The following is a 16,520-nucleotide window of genomic DNA, read 5'->3' on the forward strand; positions in this document are numbered from 1 at the left end:
GGCTACAGGGCCGGAATGCAGCGGGGTAAAGACCTGTTCTAAATCCCGGGGCCCGTCACGTATGATCATGGGCCACCTTGATCAGTCACTCTCAAAAGGCGATCGGCAGATGAACACCAGACACCAACAAGACCTTCAACGTATCGCGTACCAGGAGCAGCTTCTGCAGTTCGCAACCTTCGGCAAGAGCACGGCGTGGGAACTGGGGCAGCGTTTGAAATCAGCCTGCGAGCAGGCAGGTGTTGCCACGGCCATCGAAATCCGGCTTGGCCGCGAAACCGTATTTTTCTATGCCATGCCGGGTACCGCCGCTGAAAATGCCGACTGGGCACGACGCAAGCGCAATATCGTCGAAATGATGGACCGCAGTTCGTACGGTGCCGGTTTATCAGCCGAGGCAGAGGGTGTGGCGCGAGACGTCGTGATGGGGCTGCCTACCCGCGATTATGCCAGCCACGGCGGCAGCTTCCCGCTGAAGGTCACGGGTATGGGCTGTATCGGTGTGGTCACGGTTTCCGGGCTGCCGCAGCGTGACGATCACATCCTGGTGGTGCAGACCCTGGCCGCCATGTGCGGCGTCGATCCGGCCGAGGTGGCAATGCCACGGTTCACTCAGGACTGACCGGCGCGTCGATTTCGGATACGGAATCAGTCTGGCTGCGAATGTGCCGCAATCATTCTTTAACGTCCATGAACTCTTTGGCCCAGGCCACGTACTCTTCAGGCAGTGTGTAGGTGTGGGTCAACTCGGTGGCACTGAGGTTGGAAGTGCTTTGGGTCAGCTTGCGCTGGGCCCGCAGGCTGTCGTAAGTGGCCTTGATCGCGGCAAAGTAGGCTGCGTGGCCGGCAACCACCACACGTACGCCCAGACTTGCCAGACGCTGGCTGTCATTGAGTTGCGGGTTGCCGTAGGTCACCAGCATCAATGGCACGCTGAGCTTTTCAGAGATCTGCTCCAGGTGCTCGAAATCCTTGATACCGACGATGCAGATACCATCGGCGCCGGCTTTTTCGTAAGCCAGGGTGCGCTCGATGATGGCCTGGGTTGGCAACACCCCGGCATTGGTCCGGGCAATGATTGAGAGGCCGGGATCAACACGGGCTTCAAGGGCAGCCTTGACCTTGCCAATACCTTCCTCAACGGAAATCAGATCGGTGGATTTTCGCGCAAATTGAGCGGGCAGCAGGGTGTCTTCAATGGTCAGCGCTGCTACGCCGGCACGCTCAAGCTCTTCGACGGTGCGCATCACATTCAGGGCATTGCCATAGCCATGGTCAGCATCCGCGATGAACGGCAACTGGGCGACACGGCCGATCCGGGTTGCCTGTTCAACGAACTCACTCAGCGTGATCAACGCAAAATCGGGTGCTGCCAGTACCTGCAGCGACGCTACCGAGCCGCCCAGAATGCCGACCTCAAAACCGAGATCGGCAGCGATGCGGGCGGACATGGGGTCGAAAACAGAAGCTGTTTCGACGCACATTGGCGTGGCAAGCAGTTCACGAAAATTGCGACGAAGATCTGAGTGAGAAATTTTGGACATGTTCTTTCCTGGTTCTGGCCATTGTCAAAATACGATCAATGCCCCTGTTCATAGTCCGACAAGACTATCACGCAAGAAAACAGAGGATTATGACGTTTAAGTCTTCACCAAGCTTGCGGGACTGAACGTGGCTGACCACTTTGCTCGCAACCCCCGGTTTTTGCATCACACTGTTGACCTGGCCTTTTGTCTGACCCGTTTCCCAAGGAGTTAACATGCCACGCTTTGCTGCCAACCTCAGCATGCTTTACCCGCAACATGAGTTTCTTGATCGATTCGCGGCGGCAGCGGCCGACGGGTTTGAAGCGGTGGAATTTCTGTTTCCCTACGACTACAGCGCCAACGAACTCAAGCAGCGATTGAGCGACAACGGCCTGGTCCAGGCCCTGTTCAACGCGCCGCCGGGTGACTGGGCAGCCGGGGAGCGGGGGATTGCGACCTTGCCAGGGCGTGAAGATGAATTTCGCTCAGGCTTCGACCGCGCCCTGGAATATGCCGCGGTGCTCGGCAACACGCGTGTCCATGTCATGGCCGGTTTACTGGCAGCGCAAAGTGACCGCGCCCGCCACCACGGCGTATATCTGCAAAACCTTGCCTACGCCGCAGACCAGGCGGGCAAGGCCGGGATCACGGTGCTGCTGGAACCGATCAATACCCGGGACATGCCCGGGTTTTTCCTCAACCGTCAGGACCAGGCGCAGGCCATCTGCAAAGAGGTTGGCGCCACAAACCTGAAAGTGCAGTTTGACTGTTATCACTGCCAGATCGTTGAGGGAGATCTGGCCACCACATTGCGTCGCGACTTTGACCGCATCGGCCATATACAGATTGCCGGCGTGCCGGATCGGCATGAGCCGGACCAGGGGGAAGTCAACTATCCCTACCTGTTCGAACTGATGGACCGGCTGGGTTACGACGGCTGGGTCGGCTGCGAATACCGCCCCAAAGGCGACACCTCGACGGGCCTGCAATGGTTGCGGGACTGGAAGGCACGTTGATCATCAAACTGTAGGAGCGAGCTTGCTCGCGAGCAAGCTCGCTCCTACAGAGGGCCTTTGTGGTGCGGGCGGTCTGCTCGCCGTGCTGGTTGCGGCAACCCGGTGAAGCAGATCCGGGCTGATGCCGGTGGCTTTGATCATGCGCAGGTAATCACTGGCAAGGGTGCGAAAGGCAATGCTCAGGCCGCCGTATGATGATCTGGTAATACCCGCCAACAGGTTCATGCCGAGCACTGCGGATATCAGAGAGTGTTCCGGCGAGACCTGTCGCACGAACCCCACTCAAAAAAGTTCGTGCGACAGGCACGTCCAGAACGTTGGCGGACGTTTTCTGGAGCTGTACGTACCCCGAATAAAAATCAATGTTTCGGTCTAGCCCGATATTCAGACATTCACAACCTTGGCTGGCATGCCTGGGTTCAAGGCCACGTCATGTGTCAGCATATTGAAGGTTTGCGGTTGCACGGCATATTTCCACTTGCCCTCTTTATAAAATAGAAAGTTAAACGCATTAGGGGCTGGGATCTTCTGATCATTATGGCAATAATCACTGGCACTAATACTCGAAATAACAGTCTGCCCTTGGGCCTTTATAAGGTTATTGATATGGGCACTGTCTGGATGTTGGTGGTGGTAAACCCTGAGCATATTGCTGCCAAGCGGCGAAGAGGTAGTGACCAGTGCACAGCCATTCATTGCGGCGGTAAATACATAGTGATGCTCGGGATTATGCATGGGTATATCGACAAAGCCAGGCAGTACATTACCTTGCACGAAGGGGCACCAGTAAGCGGTAATCAGTGGATCACTGTGCGGAGGGTTACCGGTCGGTGCCAGCGTGACTTGTCTGTCCTGTCCTTCCCCCTGTAGGTCAAATGCACCGGATTTGGTGCTGTTGAGGATCCGGTTTCGTTGTTGATTTATGTTGCTTGCCTGATCTTTCATGAACCACGACACATTGTTAATCGCTCGCTGAGCAATAAACCATATCGGATCATTCTTAAAAGTCAGATTGTGGCCGTTCATAATCTTTTCCAAATATTAAATAAATGCCTGACAGCAAGAAAGATGCCGCCAATACAGGACAATTATTTGTCGGGAGCAATATTACTTTTCTGGAAGAAAAACGAACAAGTTATCAAATATGATAAAATGTTTCCGCAGCGAAGTTCTAACTTATTCCAAATAGGTAGGCGATTTTCATCAGCGCCGAAAGTACCTGTAAAGCGTTTAGAAATACATGCTTGATGTTATGATTATTTATACATGGGCACTCGCTAAACAAGGAGCCAGTGGACGCACCCGGCTGACGAGCGGCTGAGCATCAACTCTCTGGGCTATTGGTCGAACCTGGCACGGATTGCCGATCAGGCACACCTGGACATGCTGTTTTTCGGCGATGTTCTGGGTTTCTACGATGTGTTTGCCGGCAATGCCGACGCCGCCATGAAATGGGCGGTGGAAGCACCGGCCAATGATCCGTTAATGATCATTCCGGCACTGGCTGCCATCACCGAAAACCTGGCTTTCGGGGTCACGGTGACCACCAGTTACGAGCATCCCTTTACCCATGCCCGGCGCTTCAGCACCTTGGATCACATGACCAACGGCCGTATCGGCTGGAACATCGTCACCTCTTACCTGTCCAGTGCCGCGCGCAATTTCGGTCTGGAGCAGATGATCAAACACGATGACCGCTATGAGCGTGCCGAAGAGTTCATGGACGTGGCCTACAAGCTTTGGGAGGGCAGCTGGGCCGATGATGCTGTGGTGGCCGACAAGGCGCGCCAGCTGTATGCCCGGGGTGATCGTGTGCGCCCGATCAACCATGCCGGCGAACACTATCGGGTGGCCGGGCCGCATTTGACCTCGCCATCGCCGCAGCGTACGCCCCTGCTGATCCAGGCCGGCTGGTCAGGGCGGGGCAGGGCCTTCGCGGCCAAGCATGCCGAGCTGATCTTCGTCGCCAAGTCCAACCCCCATGAGATCCGTCAGGGGCTGGAAGAGATCTGGTCCCAGGCCCGGGCGCTCGGTCGTCCGGCCGAAGACGTGAAGTCACTGACCGTGCTGCGCATTGTCACGGCCAAAACAGAAATCGAAGCTCAGCGCAAATATGACCGGCTGCAAAGCAATTACCACTTGCAGGCACAACTGGTCAGTTACGCCGGTGATACCGGTATCGACATTAGCCGCTACGCCGACGGTGATGCCCTATCCACCCACACCGAAGGCATGACGTCCTATGTGATGCGAGCGGATGGCAGCGGCAAACCGTTAACCGCCGGTGACGTCAAACAGCGTTTTGCCAACGTCACCCGCGGCAGCGACTTGATTCTGGTGGGCACCCCGCAACAGGTCGCCGAGCGGATTGAAGAGCACGCACGGATTTGCGGGACCACGGGTTACATGCTCAACCCGCTGATCAGCCCCGGCAGCCTTGAAGACTTTGTCGAACTGGTGATTCCCGAATTGCAAAAGCGTGGCCTTTATCGCACCGAGCCCCAGCGCGGCACCTTGCGTTCGCGACTGCGGGCAGACGGCGCCAGTCACTTGCCGGCCAGTGCATATGGCGCGTCGTTTCGATTCGACCGGGGTTAGGCAACTGATCCACGGCCATCCCCCCCTGTAGAAGCGAGCTTGCTCGCCATGCAGGCACCGCGGTGTATCCGGTAAAACGCGGTGCGGCCATCGCAGGCAAGCCAGCTCCCACAAGAGTTCCACACGCCTCGCGCCAGAGGATCTTTCTATTGCAGCGCTTGCGGCCGTACCACGTCCTGTTGGTGCGTGGCGCCAATGAACATGTACATCGCCGGCACCATGAACAGTGTGAGCAGGGTGCCGATCGACAACCCGGCGAAGATCACCAGCCCCATGTCATGCCGCCCCGCAGCCCCGGCGCCGCTGGCCCAAACCAGAGGTACCACGCCCAGCACCATGGCCGCGGTGGTCATCAGGATAGGCCGCAGTCGAACGGCCGCAGCCTCTTCAATCGCCTCGCGTTTGCTGTGCCCTGCGCGCTGCAACTGGTTGGCAAACTGCACGATCAGAATCCCGTGTTTGGTGATCAACCCCAGCAGCGTCACCAGACCCACCTGGGTGTACACGTTGATCGAGGCGAAGCCCATGGTGATGAAAGCCAGCGCGCCGAACAGGGCAGGGGGTACCGAAAACAGAATCACCACCGGGTCGCGGAAGCTCTCGAACTGGAAGGCCAGGGCCAGGTAGACGATGAGAATCGAGAACATCAGCAGGCCGAAGAAGCCGCCGGACTCCTGGATGAATTGACGCGACTCGCCCGAGAAGTCAGAGGTGTAACCCGAGGGCGCAACGTTATTCAGAATCGTGTTCAGTTTGGCCAGCAGTTCACCCTGGGCCACGCCACTGACGCCGGACAGGGTCGCCGAGTTGAGTTGCTGGAAGCGGTTGATGGATTCCGGCTCGGTTGAGGTCTCGATATGCGCCACCGTGCGCGCCGGGATCATGGAACCGGAAGGCGTACGAATGTAGTAATCGAGAATTTGCTCCGGGTTGAGCCGGTTGACCTGCAACACCTGGGGAATCACTTTGTACGAGCGCCCGGCAGTCGAGAAATAGTTCACGTAATTGCCGCCCAGTGCGGCTGAAAGTGCAGCACCGACGTCAGCCTGGGTCATGCCCAGTGCGGCAATTTTTTCCCGGTCCACCACCAGCCTGGCTTGCGGCTTGTCCAGTTTCAAATCCATGTCGGCGAACCAGAACAGCTGTTGCTTCTGCGCCTCGGTCATCACCGCTTGTGCGACTTCATTGAGGTTTTCCACCGAGTCGGTGGTGGTGATCACAAATTGCACCGGCAAGCCCTGGGCGCCCGGCAACGATGGCAGCGGGAAGGCGGCAATGGTTGCCCCCGGCACCTGGTTCCACTTGTGCTGCAGGTCTTTGATCACGTCGGCCTGGGAACGGGTCCTGTCGCCCCAGGACTTGAGCAGCACCCCGCCCAGGCCCTGGTTGAGAGCGGGCAGCCCGGTCAGCTGGAACATTTGCGCGTATTCCGGCTCCTTGCTGGCAATCTGGAAGGCCTGGTCGGCAAAGCGCTCCATCTGCTGGGGCGAGGCCGTAGGCGGGCCTTTGATCAGCATGAAGACCAGCCCCTGGTCCTCGGTGGGCGAGAGCTCACTTTTGGCGGTCATGCCACTGGCAGCAACCAGCACAAACAGGATGAAACCAAACGCCACCAGCACCGGCCAGATGTTCAGGCCACCAGCCAGTACCCGGCGGTAACGCCCCCGCAGCCAGTCGAAATACTGATCGAGGCGACGTGCAAAGCGACCCTCTTCCTGCCCGGACTTGAACAGCCGCGAGGTCATCATCGGCGACAGCGTCAACGCCACCACGGCTGACACGGTGACGGCACCCGCCAGCGAGAAACAGAACTCCTTGAACAGGGCACCCGTGAGGCCGCTGCGCAGGCCGATGGGCACGTACGCGGCAATCAGCACCACGGTCATCGCGACAATCGGGCCACCCAGTTCCCGGGCCGCGATCAGCGCGGCTTGCAGCACGCCTTTACCTTCTTCCTTGATATGCCGGTCGACGTTTTCCACCACGATGATTGCGTCATCGACCACCAGACCAATCGCCAGTACCAGGGCGAGCAGGGTCAGCAGGTTGATGGAGTAACCCAGCAGGTACATGACGAAGAACGTCCCCACCAGCGACAGCGGGATGGCCACCAGCGGCACAATCACCGCCCGGAACGAGCCGAGAAACAGGTAGATCACCACCGAGACAATGATCATGGCTTCGGCCAGGGTCTTCACCACCTCAAAAATCGAGGTGTTGATGAACTCGGTTGAGTCATAAACGATGTTGCCGCGCACGCCTGCGGGCAATTGCCCTTGCAGCTCGGGGAACGCGCTGCGCACGCTGCTGGCCACCGTCAGAATGTTGGCTGTGGGCGCCGCCTTGATGCCGATGAACACCGAGCGCTTGCCGGAAAACGCCACGCTGCTGTCGTAGCTTTCTGCGCCCAGGGTTACGAGTGCCACATCTTCCAGGTGCACCAGAGCATCGCCTTTTTGCTTGATCACCAACTGCTTGAATTCATCCACCGTGTGCAAATCGGTCCCGGCAGTCAGGTCGACTGTCACGGTTTGCCCTCGGGTCGCACCGATGGCAGACAGATAATTGTTGTTTGCCAGGGCGGTGGACACGTCCTGTGCGGTGACGTTATGCGCCGCCAGTTTGTCCGGGTCGAGCCAGGCACGCAGGGCGAACTGGCGGCCGCCCAGGATTTCTGCGGTTTGTACGCCCTGGATCGAATCGAGCTTGGGCTTGACCACCCGCACCAGGTAATCGGTGATGTTATTGGTGGGCAGTGTGTCGCTGTAGAAGCCCAGGTACATGGCGTCGGTAGTCTGCCCGACGGCCACCGACAGCACCGGTTCCTGTGCCTGGGCCGGCAGCTGGTTCTTGACCGAGTTGACCTGGGTATTGATCTCGGTCAGCGCCTTGCTGGCGTCGTAGTTCAGGCGCAGCGTTGCGGTAATGGTCGAGACACCGGTAATGCTCGACGAGGAGAGGTAGTCGATACCCTGGGCCTGGGCGATCGCCGACTCTAACGGCTGGGTAATAAAACCGGCGACCGTGGAGGCATCGGCACCGTAGTAAGCGGTGGTGATGGTAACCACCGTATTCTCGGTGCGTGGCCACTGGTTCACCGGCAGTTCGAAGATCGAGCGCAGCCCCAGGATCAGGATGAACAGCGACACGACCACGGCCCACACCGGTCGCTGAATAAAGGTATCGGTAAATTTCATGGGACACCTAGTGTTCTTGGGGAGTCGGAGCAGGGTCGTTCAGCGGCGCGGCGCTGTTGTCGATCTGCACCGGCGAACCGTTTTTGAGCTTCATCTGGCCACTGGTGATCAACAGATCGCCTTCCTTGACGCCCTCGAGGATGGCCACCTGATCACCGCGGGTCGGCCCGGTCTTGATGAAACTTTGCTGCGCGGTCAGTACCTCTTCACCCTTGTCGTTCTTGCTCGATGTGGCGATGAACACCGTGGTGCCGTAGGGGTTGTAGGTGACGGACGTCTGCGCAACGGTGAGGTAGCGCTGCGGTTTGCCGGAGTCAACGATGGCCCGGGCAAACATCCCCGGCACCAGGCTTTGTTGAGGGTTGGCAACGGTGGCCTCCACGGTGACGTTGCGCGTAGTCGGGTCGAACTGGGTGTCGATGGTGCTGACCCGGCCGCAGAAGATCTGATCGGCAAGCCCGTCGGCTGTCACCGCGACCTTCTGGCCAATGGCGATTTGCTCCAGCTGGGTCTGCGGTACGGTGAAATCGATGTAGATGGGATCGAAAGTCTGCAGCGTGGCGATTTTGTCACCGGGGTTCAGGTATTGACCCGGGTTGACGGCGGTAATCCCGATACGCCCGGCAAAAGGGGCGCGAATGGATTTTTTTGCCACCAGCGCCCGCTGCTGCTCGGCGGCGGCAAGCTTGGCCTTCAGGTCGGCGCTGTCTGTGTCCACCTGTGCTTGCGACACAGCGTTGACCGCCAGTTGCGCCTTGTCGCGTTTAAGGACGATCACCGCCAGGTCGGCCGTGGCTTCCAGCGAGTGCAACTGGGCGATGTCCGAGTCGGCATTTAACTGCACCAGCAATGCCTGGTCTGCCACCTGTTGCCCGGGCTTGAAACCGATGCTGCGTACGATGCCGCCCACTTCCGTGGTCACATCAACCCCTCTGACCGCCTTGATCGACCCCACGGCTGTGACGCCGGGTTGCCACTCAGCGTAGGGCACACGCATGGCCGTCACCACGGCGGCGGGCAAGGGGGCTTTGGACTGGGCGATCAGTGCCGAAATCTGCACGAATTTGACCCCGGCGATGATCGCGACAATCACCAGCACCACCGCGATCATAATAAGCATCGGCCGCCACAGCCGACGTTTGCGCGGGGCGCCAGGCGCTGATGGCAGGGGCGAGGCAGTCTTGACGTCAGCCATGGGTGTTCTCACTGTTTCAATGATGCAATTCAGTTGAACCGCGTCGTGTCGCCGGGCGCAGGCTTTTTGTGCGTCGGCATGATTTCTTGCCACGACGGCAGGCCAAAGCGATCAGGCTTGCCCGCCGTGGCGGGGTCTACGTCGCTGCGGTTCCACCAGCCACCGCCCAGTGCCTGGAACAGGGCCGTGGTATCGCTGTAGCGGGCGGCCTGAGCCTTGACCCGTGCCAGCACGGTGTTCTGGTAGGTCTGCTGGGCCGTCAGCAGGTTGATGTATGCCACCGCCCCGAGCCGGAACTGGGCCTGCACCAGATCCAGGCTGGCTTGTGCCGAGCGCTCAGCGGCAACCTGCTGGTTGAGCGCCTCGGCATCGGCCTCCAGAGCCCGCAGCGCGTTGGCCACATCCTGGAACGCGGTCAGCACAGTGCCCCGATAAACCGCCGCTGACTGGTCATAGGCAGCCACGGCTGCACGTTTGCGATGCTCGAGTGCACCAGCATCGAATATCGGTTGCGCGATCGACCCGGCCAGACTCCAGACCCCGCTGCCCGCCGAAAACAGCCGGGTGCCGCTGGCCACTGTGGAGCCCAAAGAACCGGTAATGCTGAACTGCGGCAATTGATTGGCCACGGCCACGCCAATGTTGGCGCTGGCCTCATGCAGTTGAGCCTGGGCCGAACGCACATCCGGCCGCTGACCGACGATGGCCGAGGGCAGGCTGACCGGCAGTTCTTGCGGCAGGTGCAGGGAGGCAAGGTCGAAGCGCTCGTCCCGATCCTGATTGGGAAACCGGCCCAGATAAGCCATCAACTGATTGCGGGTCTGAGCCAGCTGCTTTTGCAGGGGCGGCAACGTGGCACGGGTTTGTGCCAGCGCAGTTTGCTGGGTCAGTACATCCGTATCGGCGATGGCGCCCAGCCGCCGCTGAGCGTTCAGCAGGTCCAGCTGGTCGCTCTGCAGCCGGATGATTTGCTCGGTGGCGCCAATCTGATCGCGCACCGACGCCAGGCTCACCGCGGTATTGACCACATTGGAGGTCAATGTGAGGTATGTCGCCTCCAGCTGAAAGCGTTCGTACTCGGCTTGTGCCGTGGAAGACTCGATTTGCCGGCGAGTACCGCCGAACACGTCCGGGGCATAGGACACACTCAGCGACGCCGAACTCACCGTGAGGATGGGGGAAGACGCAGCACCTGTCGTCGCCCCGGATACTTTCTCCCGGGTTTTCGACAGGTTGCCGTTGACCGAGGGGAACAATGACGCCTGGTCAGCGAACACCCGTTCATTGGCCTGGCGCAACGCTGCCTGTGCTGCGCTGACATCCGGGTTGGCGTGCAAGGCCTCTTCGACCAGCGCGTTGAGTGCCGGGGAACGAAACAGCGTCCACCATTGCCCGGGGATATCCATCCCGTCGATCAGCCGCTGTGGGCCGCCGCCGGCATCGATGTCGGCCCGGGCAGTGGTTGTCAGCTTGTCCCGTGAGTATCCGGCATTGGCGGCCAGATCGGGGGGGACGAAATCGGGTCCCACCGTACAGCCGGCCAGGGCAATACACAGCAGACTCAGCGCAGCCAGGAGGTGTCGTAAAAGACCGCAGAGATGCGCCAACGGCTGCGGGCCCGCTGCACGCTGGCGAGGCTGCACTTTCATATTCCCTCTGATGAATCAGCAGGATAGTTTCTTGGTCGAGCAATGAGCGCCGGTGCTTCTGGCCGGCCTTTTAAACGGGCGCGGGGAGAACAGCAGTTGTGAGGTTAATCAGGTGAATTAACGTTAATTGAAGAGTGTGGGAACCGCCAATAGAGGGAATCTTTATTGGACAGTATCGCGGGCGGCTTGGGGCTATCTTGATGGCTGTTCATCAGTACACGCAGGGGGTTACAGGCGATGAAGCAAAGTCGTGGGCGTGGGCTTGATTGCCTGCGGATAAATAGGCCTGACGCATCGCTAAGGCCCAATCGTCGAGTACCGGTTTGAAATCATCGACTGTCATGGCCTGCTTGTCATTTTTCAGGGTCAGGCCGACGTTTTTGCGGATCACCTGCGCCACAACAGCCTGATTGCAGGCGTCCACAACCGCGACTTCAGTGGTGATTTGCGTGTCCTGGTCACGGATGCCGATCGCTGTACTCACGCCGGCGGCAAGCAAGGTCACGGGTAGCCACTCATAAAACCGCAAGCCCTGGGTTGTGGCCGACACGGAGGTGATGGCAGGCCTGACGATCAGTGTGCCCGGACCCGGAGTCGCGACAACGGTCATGACCTTGCCCAGCTCCTGCTTGAGCGCGGCATCGTAGTAATGGCTTAGCTCGGTCAGCATTGCTTCTGAGCGTCGCTCGCTCGGCAGCAGGGGTAAATAGAACTGGCTCGGCTCGATATAGACGCGGGTGTAATGCGTGATCTGCGGGTTTACCCAGGTCAGTACGCGTTGTCCATCGGGGAGCTTTTTTTCTGTCAGCTGACTGTAGTCCTGCAAAAAACCCGAATATTCCCCTGGAGAGATGGCTTTGCCTGCGCATGCGGTGAGTGACAAGTACAGGGTTACCAGCAGCGGCAGCGAGAGACTTCCAGGCATTTGATCGGTGTTCCTGAGACGAATGTTTTGATGGGGGGTGTTGCTCAAGCGTCTGTGTCGCTTTCGCAACCCTTTATATGCAGTTCGCCATGAGCCATGACCCATTGGGTAAGTTCGGCGACAGATACTGAGTGGGAGTACTCCACCCACTGGCTGCATTGCGGGCTATAGGTCTCGATATAGCGGATCAAGTGGAGACTTTTCTGGTCGCTGGACAGCGCCAGGCGAGATTCCTGGAAAAGCACCGGATCGGTGCGCCAGACTTTGCGGGTGCGCTGGCTCAGAATCAAAGCGTTGGCGCTGTGGGCCTTACTGCTCAAGGTCGGCATCGAGGGCATCCTGGAATGAATTGCGCGCAGTGTGCCTGAGGGGTTTTGCCGGGAGATGTCTGGTTCATGCGGGCTCAGCCGCAATGTTTCTCGATTGAAATATATGACCCTGGCGCAGGAATGGTTTTAGATAGCCTCCTTTTTCACCTATGGATCGCTGAATGTGAGCAGGTTACTGATCGTCGACGACGATGTGGAAATCCTATTACTGCTGGAGAAGTTCTTTCTTTTGCATGCTTATGAAGTGGAACTGGCCACCCACGGCGAAGCCATGTGGGCGGCAATCGGGCGCCAGCGGCCGGATCTCATCATTCTCGATCTGATGCTTCCCGGTGAGGGCGGGCTCAGCCTCTGCCAGAAATTACGCCTCAACACCGGTATTCCGATTGTGATGCTGACCGCCATGGGCGAGTTGAGTGACCGTATTGTTGGCCTGGAACTGGGTGCCGATGATTACCTGACCAAGCCGTTTGATCCTCGCGAGTTACTGGCCCGCCTGCGGGCAGTTCTACGTCGCGCCAGTGATCCGGTTAGAGCGCGGAACGAAGACACACGACTGGTTATCAGCTTTGCGGGCTGGCACCTGGACGTTACGCGCCGCGAGCTGCGCTCGTCAGCCGATGTGATGATTCCTCTCTCGGGCGGTGAGTTCGATTTACTGGTGGTCTTTCTTGAACACCCTGAACGCATCCTCTCGCGCGAACAATTGATCGACCTGACGCACGGGAGCAATCACGAAGCCTTTGACCGCAGCATTGACGTGCAGGTGAGCCGCCTGAGACGAAAAATAGAGCCTGACAGCAAGCGTCCGGACCTGATTCGTACCGTGCGTAATGGCGGATACCTGTTCAATGCAAAGGTGACGCGCACGTGAGAGGGCTGATTGCGCACGTTGACACGCTCAGACGCCGGATAGCCTTGACCATTGTCGCGGCGATGCTCGCCTCGCTAGTGCTCTACGCCCTGTTTGTACAGGTGGCCGGGGTCTGGGCCAAACCGCCAGTCGATCAAATCGGCTTGCTGGATCAGATCGCGGCGACCACGCGCATCATCCAGGCGGCCCCGCCACAGCTGCGTGAGCAGTTGTCTGCTGCGGCGAGCAATCCAGCCCTCGGGGTGCTCTGGAGCGAACACCGGAGCAGTTTCGAACTGCCAGCTAACGGGACCTCGATCGACCTGGACAAAGCGCCGGTTCTGCATCAGTTGCTGGGGGAGGCCGAACACAAGATAGAGGTCTTCCAGCCCGCCAATTGGCCTGCCGAAAGCTCGCAAGCGCGTTATGTCTTGTTGATGCAACTGAACGACGGTAGCTGGTTGTCGTTTACTCCGCCGCAACGGAGTTGGGGGATGAGCGCGGCATTGCGTTTTGCCGTTGTCGTTGCCCTGGGGCTGGTTGCAGCCTGGCTGGTCGCCCGGTTTGCCACTCGCCAACTGGCCGATCCGCTGCAACGATTTACCAGTGCCGTGCAACGCTTCGGTACCGACCTTAATGCCCCCGCCATTGAAATCGAAGGCCCCCGTGAAATACGCCAAGCGATCATTGCCTATAACACCATGCAGGCCAAGATCCAGCAGTTCATTGCCGAACGCACGCTCATGCTGGCGTCAATCTCCCACGACTTGCGTGCGCCCTTGACCCGCATACGGCTGCGGTGCGAGTTCATTGAAGATATTGACCAGCAACGAAAACTGATCCGCGACACCGATGAAATGCAATCGATGATCAACTGCGCCCTGGGGTTTTTTCGCGACGAAAGTCTGCGCGAGCAAGCCACAACGTTTGACCTCAGCGAACTGCTGCAGACGGTGATCGATGACTACAGCGATCAGGGAATCGCCGTTGCTTTTTCAGGGCCTCCCCACCTGGTGTATTTAGGCCGACCGGTGGGCATCAAGCGAATGACCACCAACTTACTGGAAAACGCAGTGAAGTATGCCCGCCATCCACGCATCGAATTGATCAATGGCAAGTGTTCGATCTGCATCGAGGTGAGCGATGAGGGACCGGGGATTCCTGATTCTGAGCTGGAGAACGTATTCGTTCCGTTCTTTCGGCTTGAGCCCTCGCGCAATCGAGACTCCGGAGGGGTAGGGCTTGGTCTGTCCTCGGCCCGGGCAATGGCGCGCCAGCACGGCGGAGAGCTACTGTTACGAAACCGTATTGGCGGTGGACTCATCGCACAGGTCGAGTTACCCCACGCGTCTTTGAATCGGGCAGTGGCAATCACGCCACCCAGGACTTAGCATGCGAATCAACACGAATCTGTCTGGTGTACAGTCCTGGTCATTTGAAGGGGGCTTTTCATGTACCAGCAAGCGAAAGACGACGAAACCTCGAATACGGCCTCGTCCACACATGGATACGCCAGCCAGCACCTGAAAATAAAGGCGCCAGGCATGCGCCCGAAACGTCTCCTGGCGCAATTCACCCGGCTACACTGGCAAAATGCCTAAAAAATATTATTTGCCGCTAAAACCTTCAAAAATATTGAATAGCATTGTCACACGACTGCTTTTGGTGGCGTTGTGTATTGTCATATTGGGTGCTGTCGTGCGCGAGTATGCGCTGACCAAGTTTCTGCATGAAGAATTGAGCGCAATTGTGGAAAAGCAACAGTTAGCGCTTGCCACTTATGTCGCTCATGATGTTGATAGAAAAATCACCCAGCGTCAGGCGTTAATTCAGCATCTTGGCGTTTCGTTGCCCATTGATCTCATCGCCCAGCCTGCGAAGTTGCGTGCTTGGCTCAAAGAGCATTACGAGTACCAAGTCTTATTTTCTGCAGGATTATTCATCTTCCGCCCGAACGGGCAGTTGCTCGCGGGTTATCCCGTCCACCAGGGACAGGCAATTGCTGATTATTCTGATCGTGATTATTTTCAGGCAGGGCGTGCGGGACATTCGCTTGTCGGGCGCCCCGAAATGAGTGGTGTCCCCCAGGAACCGACGTTACCCATATCAGTACCGATTCTTGACGAGGCCGGTAAAGTGCAGGCTGTTTTAGTCGGCTTAACCGCGCTGGCTGCGCCTGGTTTTATGGAATTGTTGCTTAAAAAAAACGTCGATAATCCCGTGGGCTGGGTAAAAATAGTCTTGCCGAAAGATAATGTACTGGTCACGTTTTCAGCGCTTGGCCTGACACTTAAATCAACACCCGCCCCGGGTATCAACGCCCTGTATGACAAGGCCATCGCGGGCTTTCGTGGTGCGGGGCTGACGATTAACTCAGAAGGCGTTGAAGTCGTATCGGCCATGGCATCTGTGCCGAGTACGGGCTGGTTTGTTGTCGCCAGTTTACCAAGCAAAGAAGCGTTTTCATTAGTAGGTCGGGTTCAGATTTTTTTGATTAAAGGTGCAGTGGGGGCAATTTTCTTATTCGCGATCCTGTCATCAGCCGGACTGTATATTGTCTTTCGTCATTTGTTTCATGCCGTCGCCCAGGCTGACCGCATGACACGGGATGAAATACCCCTGGCGCCAATACCTGTTGTTTACAATGATGAAATTGGACATCTGATTGCGGCATTCAATCGTTTGCTGCTCAAACTGGATGAGAATCAGGCCGAACTAAAAAGAATTGCTCTTCATGACCCGCTCACAGGCTTGCCCAATAGAGCCTTTCTTGCTGCACGGCTGCGACAAGTGTTGGCGCTGGCAAAAAGACAACACACGGTTGTGGCGTTGTTATTCATGGATCTGGACGGCTTTAAATATATTAATGACACCTTGGGGCATGAAGCCGGCGACGAGGTTTTGCGCCAGGTCACGAAGCGTTTTTCCAGCATCATTCGGCAAAGCGATACATTGGCGCGGATCGGTGGCGATGAATTTATCGTGGTGGCAACTGAGCTTGGCGATAACGCAGAAGATACCGCACACACAATAGCGGCCAAATGCATTGACGCACTAAGTGCTCCTTTTTTTATTGCAGGAGAAGTTTGTGTCGTTGGCGTTTCGATCGGGATTGCCCTCGGCGGCGGGGAGAGCTCTTCGGATGAGCTTCTTTTAGCGGCTGATCGGGTTTTGTACCAAGCCAAAAAAGCCGGGCGTGGTCGGTACATGGCCTGCCGTGTGTAAACGGTTG

General features: G+C 57.9%; 12 protein-coding genes and 1 pseudogene. 6 read left to right on the forward strand and 7 right to left on the reverse strand.

Annotated elements, in window-relative coordinates; all coding sequences use genetic code 11:
- Positions 1-109: 109 nt before the first annotated feature.
- The gene (locus AOC04_RS08840; RefSeq protein WP_060692514.1) at positions 110-622 is read left to right on the forward strand and encodes a heme-degrading domain-containing protein; all 513 of its coding nucleotides are present in this window, start codon (positions 110-112) and stop codon (positions 620-622) included.
- A 52-nt stretch (positions 623-674) separates the two neighbouring features.
- On the opposite strand, the gene AOC04_RS08845 is transcribed toward AOC04_RS08840, so the two are convergent.
- Positions 675-1,544: an isocitrate lyase/PEP mutase family protein gene (locus AOC04_RS08845; protein ID WP_060692516.1), complete on the reverse strand. Its 870-nt coding sequence runs from the start codon at positions 1,542-1,544 to the stop codon at positions 675-677.
- Between the two features lie 215 nt (positions 1,545-1,759).
- Between AOC04_RS08845 and otnI the strand changes: the two genes are divergently transcribed.
- Positions 1,760-2,542, forward strand: coding sequence for a 2-oxo-tetronate isomerase (otnI, locus tag AOC04_RS08850; RefSeq protein ID WP_060692519.1), 783 nt, complete (start codon positions 1,760-1,762; stop codon positions 2,540-2,542).
- Between the two features lie 384 nt (positions 2,543-2,926).
- Here otnI and AOC04_RS08855 read toward each other — a convergent pair whose 3' ends face one another.
- Positions 2,927-3,568, reverse strand: a complete 642-nt coding sequence (locus tag AOC04_RS08855) for a hypothetical protein (RefSeq protein WP_060692521.1) — start codon at positions 3,566-3,568, stop codon at positions 2,927-2,929.
- A gap of 261 nt (positions 3,569-3,829) precedes the next feature.
- Between AOC04_RS08855 and AOC04_RS08860 the strand changes: the two are divergent.
- Positions 3,830-5,140: pseudogene (locus tag AOC04_RS08860) on the forward strand (LLM class flavin-dependent oxidoreductase); the annotation flags it as partial.
- 146 nt (positions 5,141-5,286) lie between these two features.
- Here the strand turns inward: AOC04_RS08860 and AOC04_RS08865 are convergent.
- From AOC04_RS08865 to AOC04_RS08885, 5 genes are all read right to left on the reverse strand, one after another.
- On the reverse strand, positions 5,287-8,337 hold the full coding sequence (locus AOC04_RS08865) for an efflux RND transporter permease subunit (RefSeq protein WP_060692523.1): 3,051 nt from the start codon (positions 8,335-8,337) through the stop codon (positions 5,287-5,289).
- A 7-nt stretch (positions 8,338-8,344) separates the two neighbouring features.
- Complete coding sequence (locus AOC04_RS08870) at positions 8,345-9,457, reverse strand: efflux RND transporter periplasmic adaptor subunit (RefSeq protein WP_237178900.1); 1,113 nt, start codon at positions 9,455-9,457, stop codon at positions 8,345-8,347.
- Positions 9,458-9,561: 104 nt separating this feature from the next.
- Complete coding sequence (locus tag AOC04_RS08875) at positions 9,562-11,181, reverse strand: efflux transporter outer membrane subunit (RefSeq protein WP_060692525.1); 1,620 nt, start codon at positions 11,179-11,181, stop codon at positions 9,562-9,564.
- A 211-nt stretch (positions 11,182-11,392) separates the two neighbouring features.
- Positions 11,393-12,106: a DUF3313 domain-containing protein gene (locus AOC04_RS08880; RefSeq protein ID WP_060692527.1), complete on the reverse strand. Its 714-nt coding sequence runs from the start codon at positions 12,104-12,106 to the stop codon at positions 11,393-11,395.
- Positions 12,107-12,150: 44 nt separating this feature from the next.
- Positions 12,151-12,435, reverse strand: a complete 285-nt coding sequence (locus tag AOC04_RS08885) for a hypothetical protein (RefSeq protein WP_060692529.1) — start codon at positions 12,433-12,435, stop codon at positions 12,151-12,153.
- 163 nt (positions 12,436-12,598) lie between these two features.
- Between AOC04_RS08885 and AOC04_RS08890 the strand changes: the two genes are divergently transcribed.
- From AOC04_RS08890 to AOC04_RS08900, 3 genes are all read left to right on the forward strand, one after another.
- The gene (locus tag AOC04_RS08890) at positions 12,599-13,309 is read left to right on the forward strand and encodes a response regulator (protein WP_060692531.1); all 711 of its coding nucleotides are present in this window, start codon (positions 12,599-12,601) and stop codon (positions 13,307-13,309) included.
- Positions 13,306-14,679 carry an ATP-binding protein gene (locus tag AOC04_RS08895; RefSeq protein WP_125878517.1) on the forward strand — a complete coding sequence of 458 codons (1,374 nt, stop codon included), beginning with the start codon at positions 13,306-13,308 and terminating at the stop codon, positions 14,677-14,679. The genes AOC04_RS08890 and AOC04_RS08895 overlap by 4 nt, the downstream gene beginning before the upstream one ends.
- Before the next feature lie 202 nt (positions 14,680-14,881).
- Positions 14,882-16,513, forward strand: a complete 1,632-nt coding sequence (locus tag AOC04_RS08900) for a diguanylate cyclase domain-containing protein (protein WP_060692533.1) — start codon at positions 14,882-14,884, stop codon at positions 16,511-16,513.
- Positions 16,514-16,520 lie beyond the last annotated feature (7 nt).

Origin of the sequence: Pseudomonas versuta (genome assembly GCF_001294575.1) — a bacterium.
Classification (GTDB): domain Bacteria; phylum Pseudomonadota; class Gammaproteobacteria; order Pseudomonadales; family Pseudomonadaceae; genus Aquipseudomonas; species Aquipseudomonas versuta.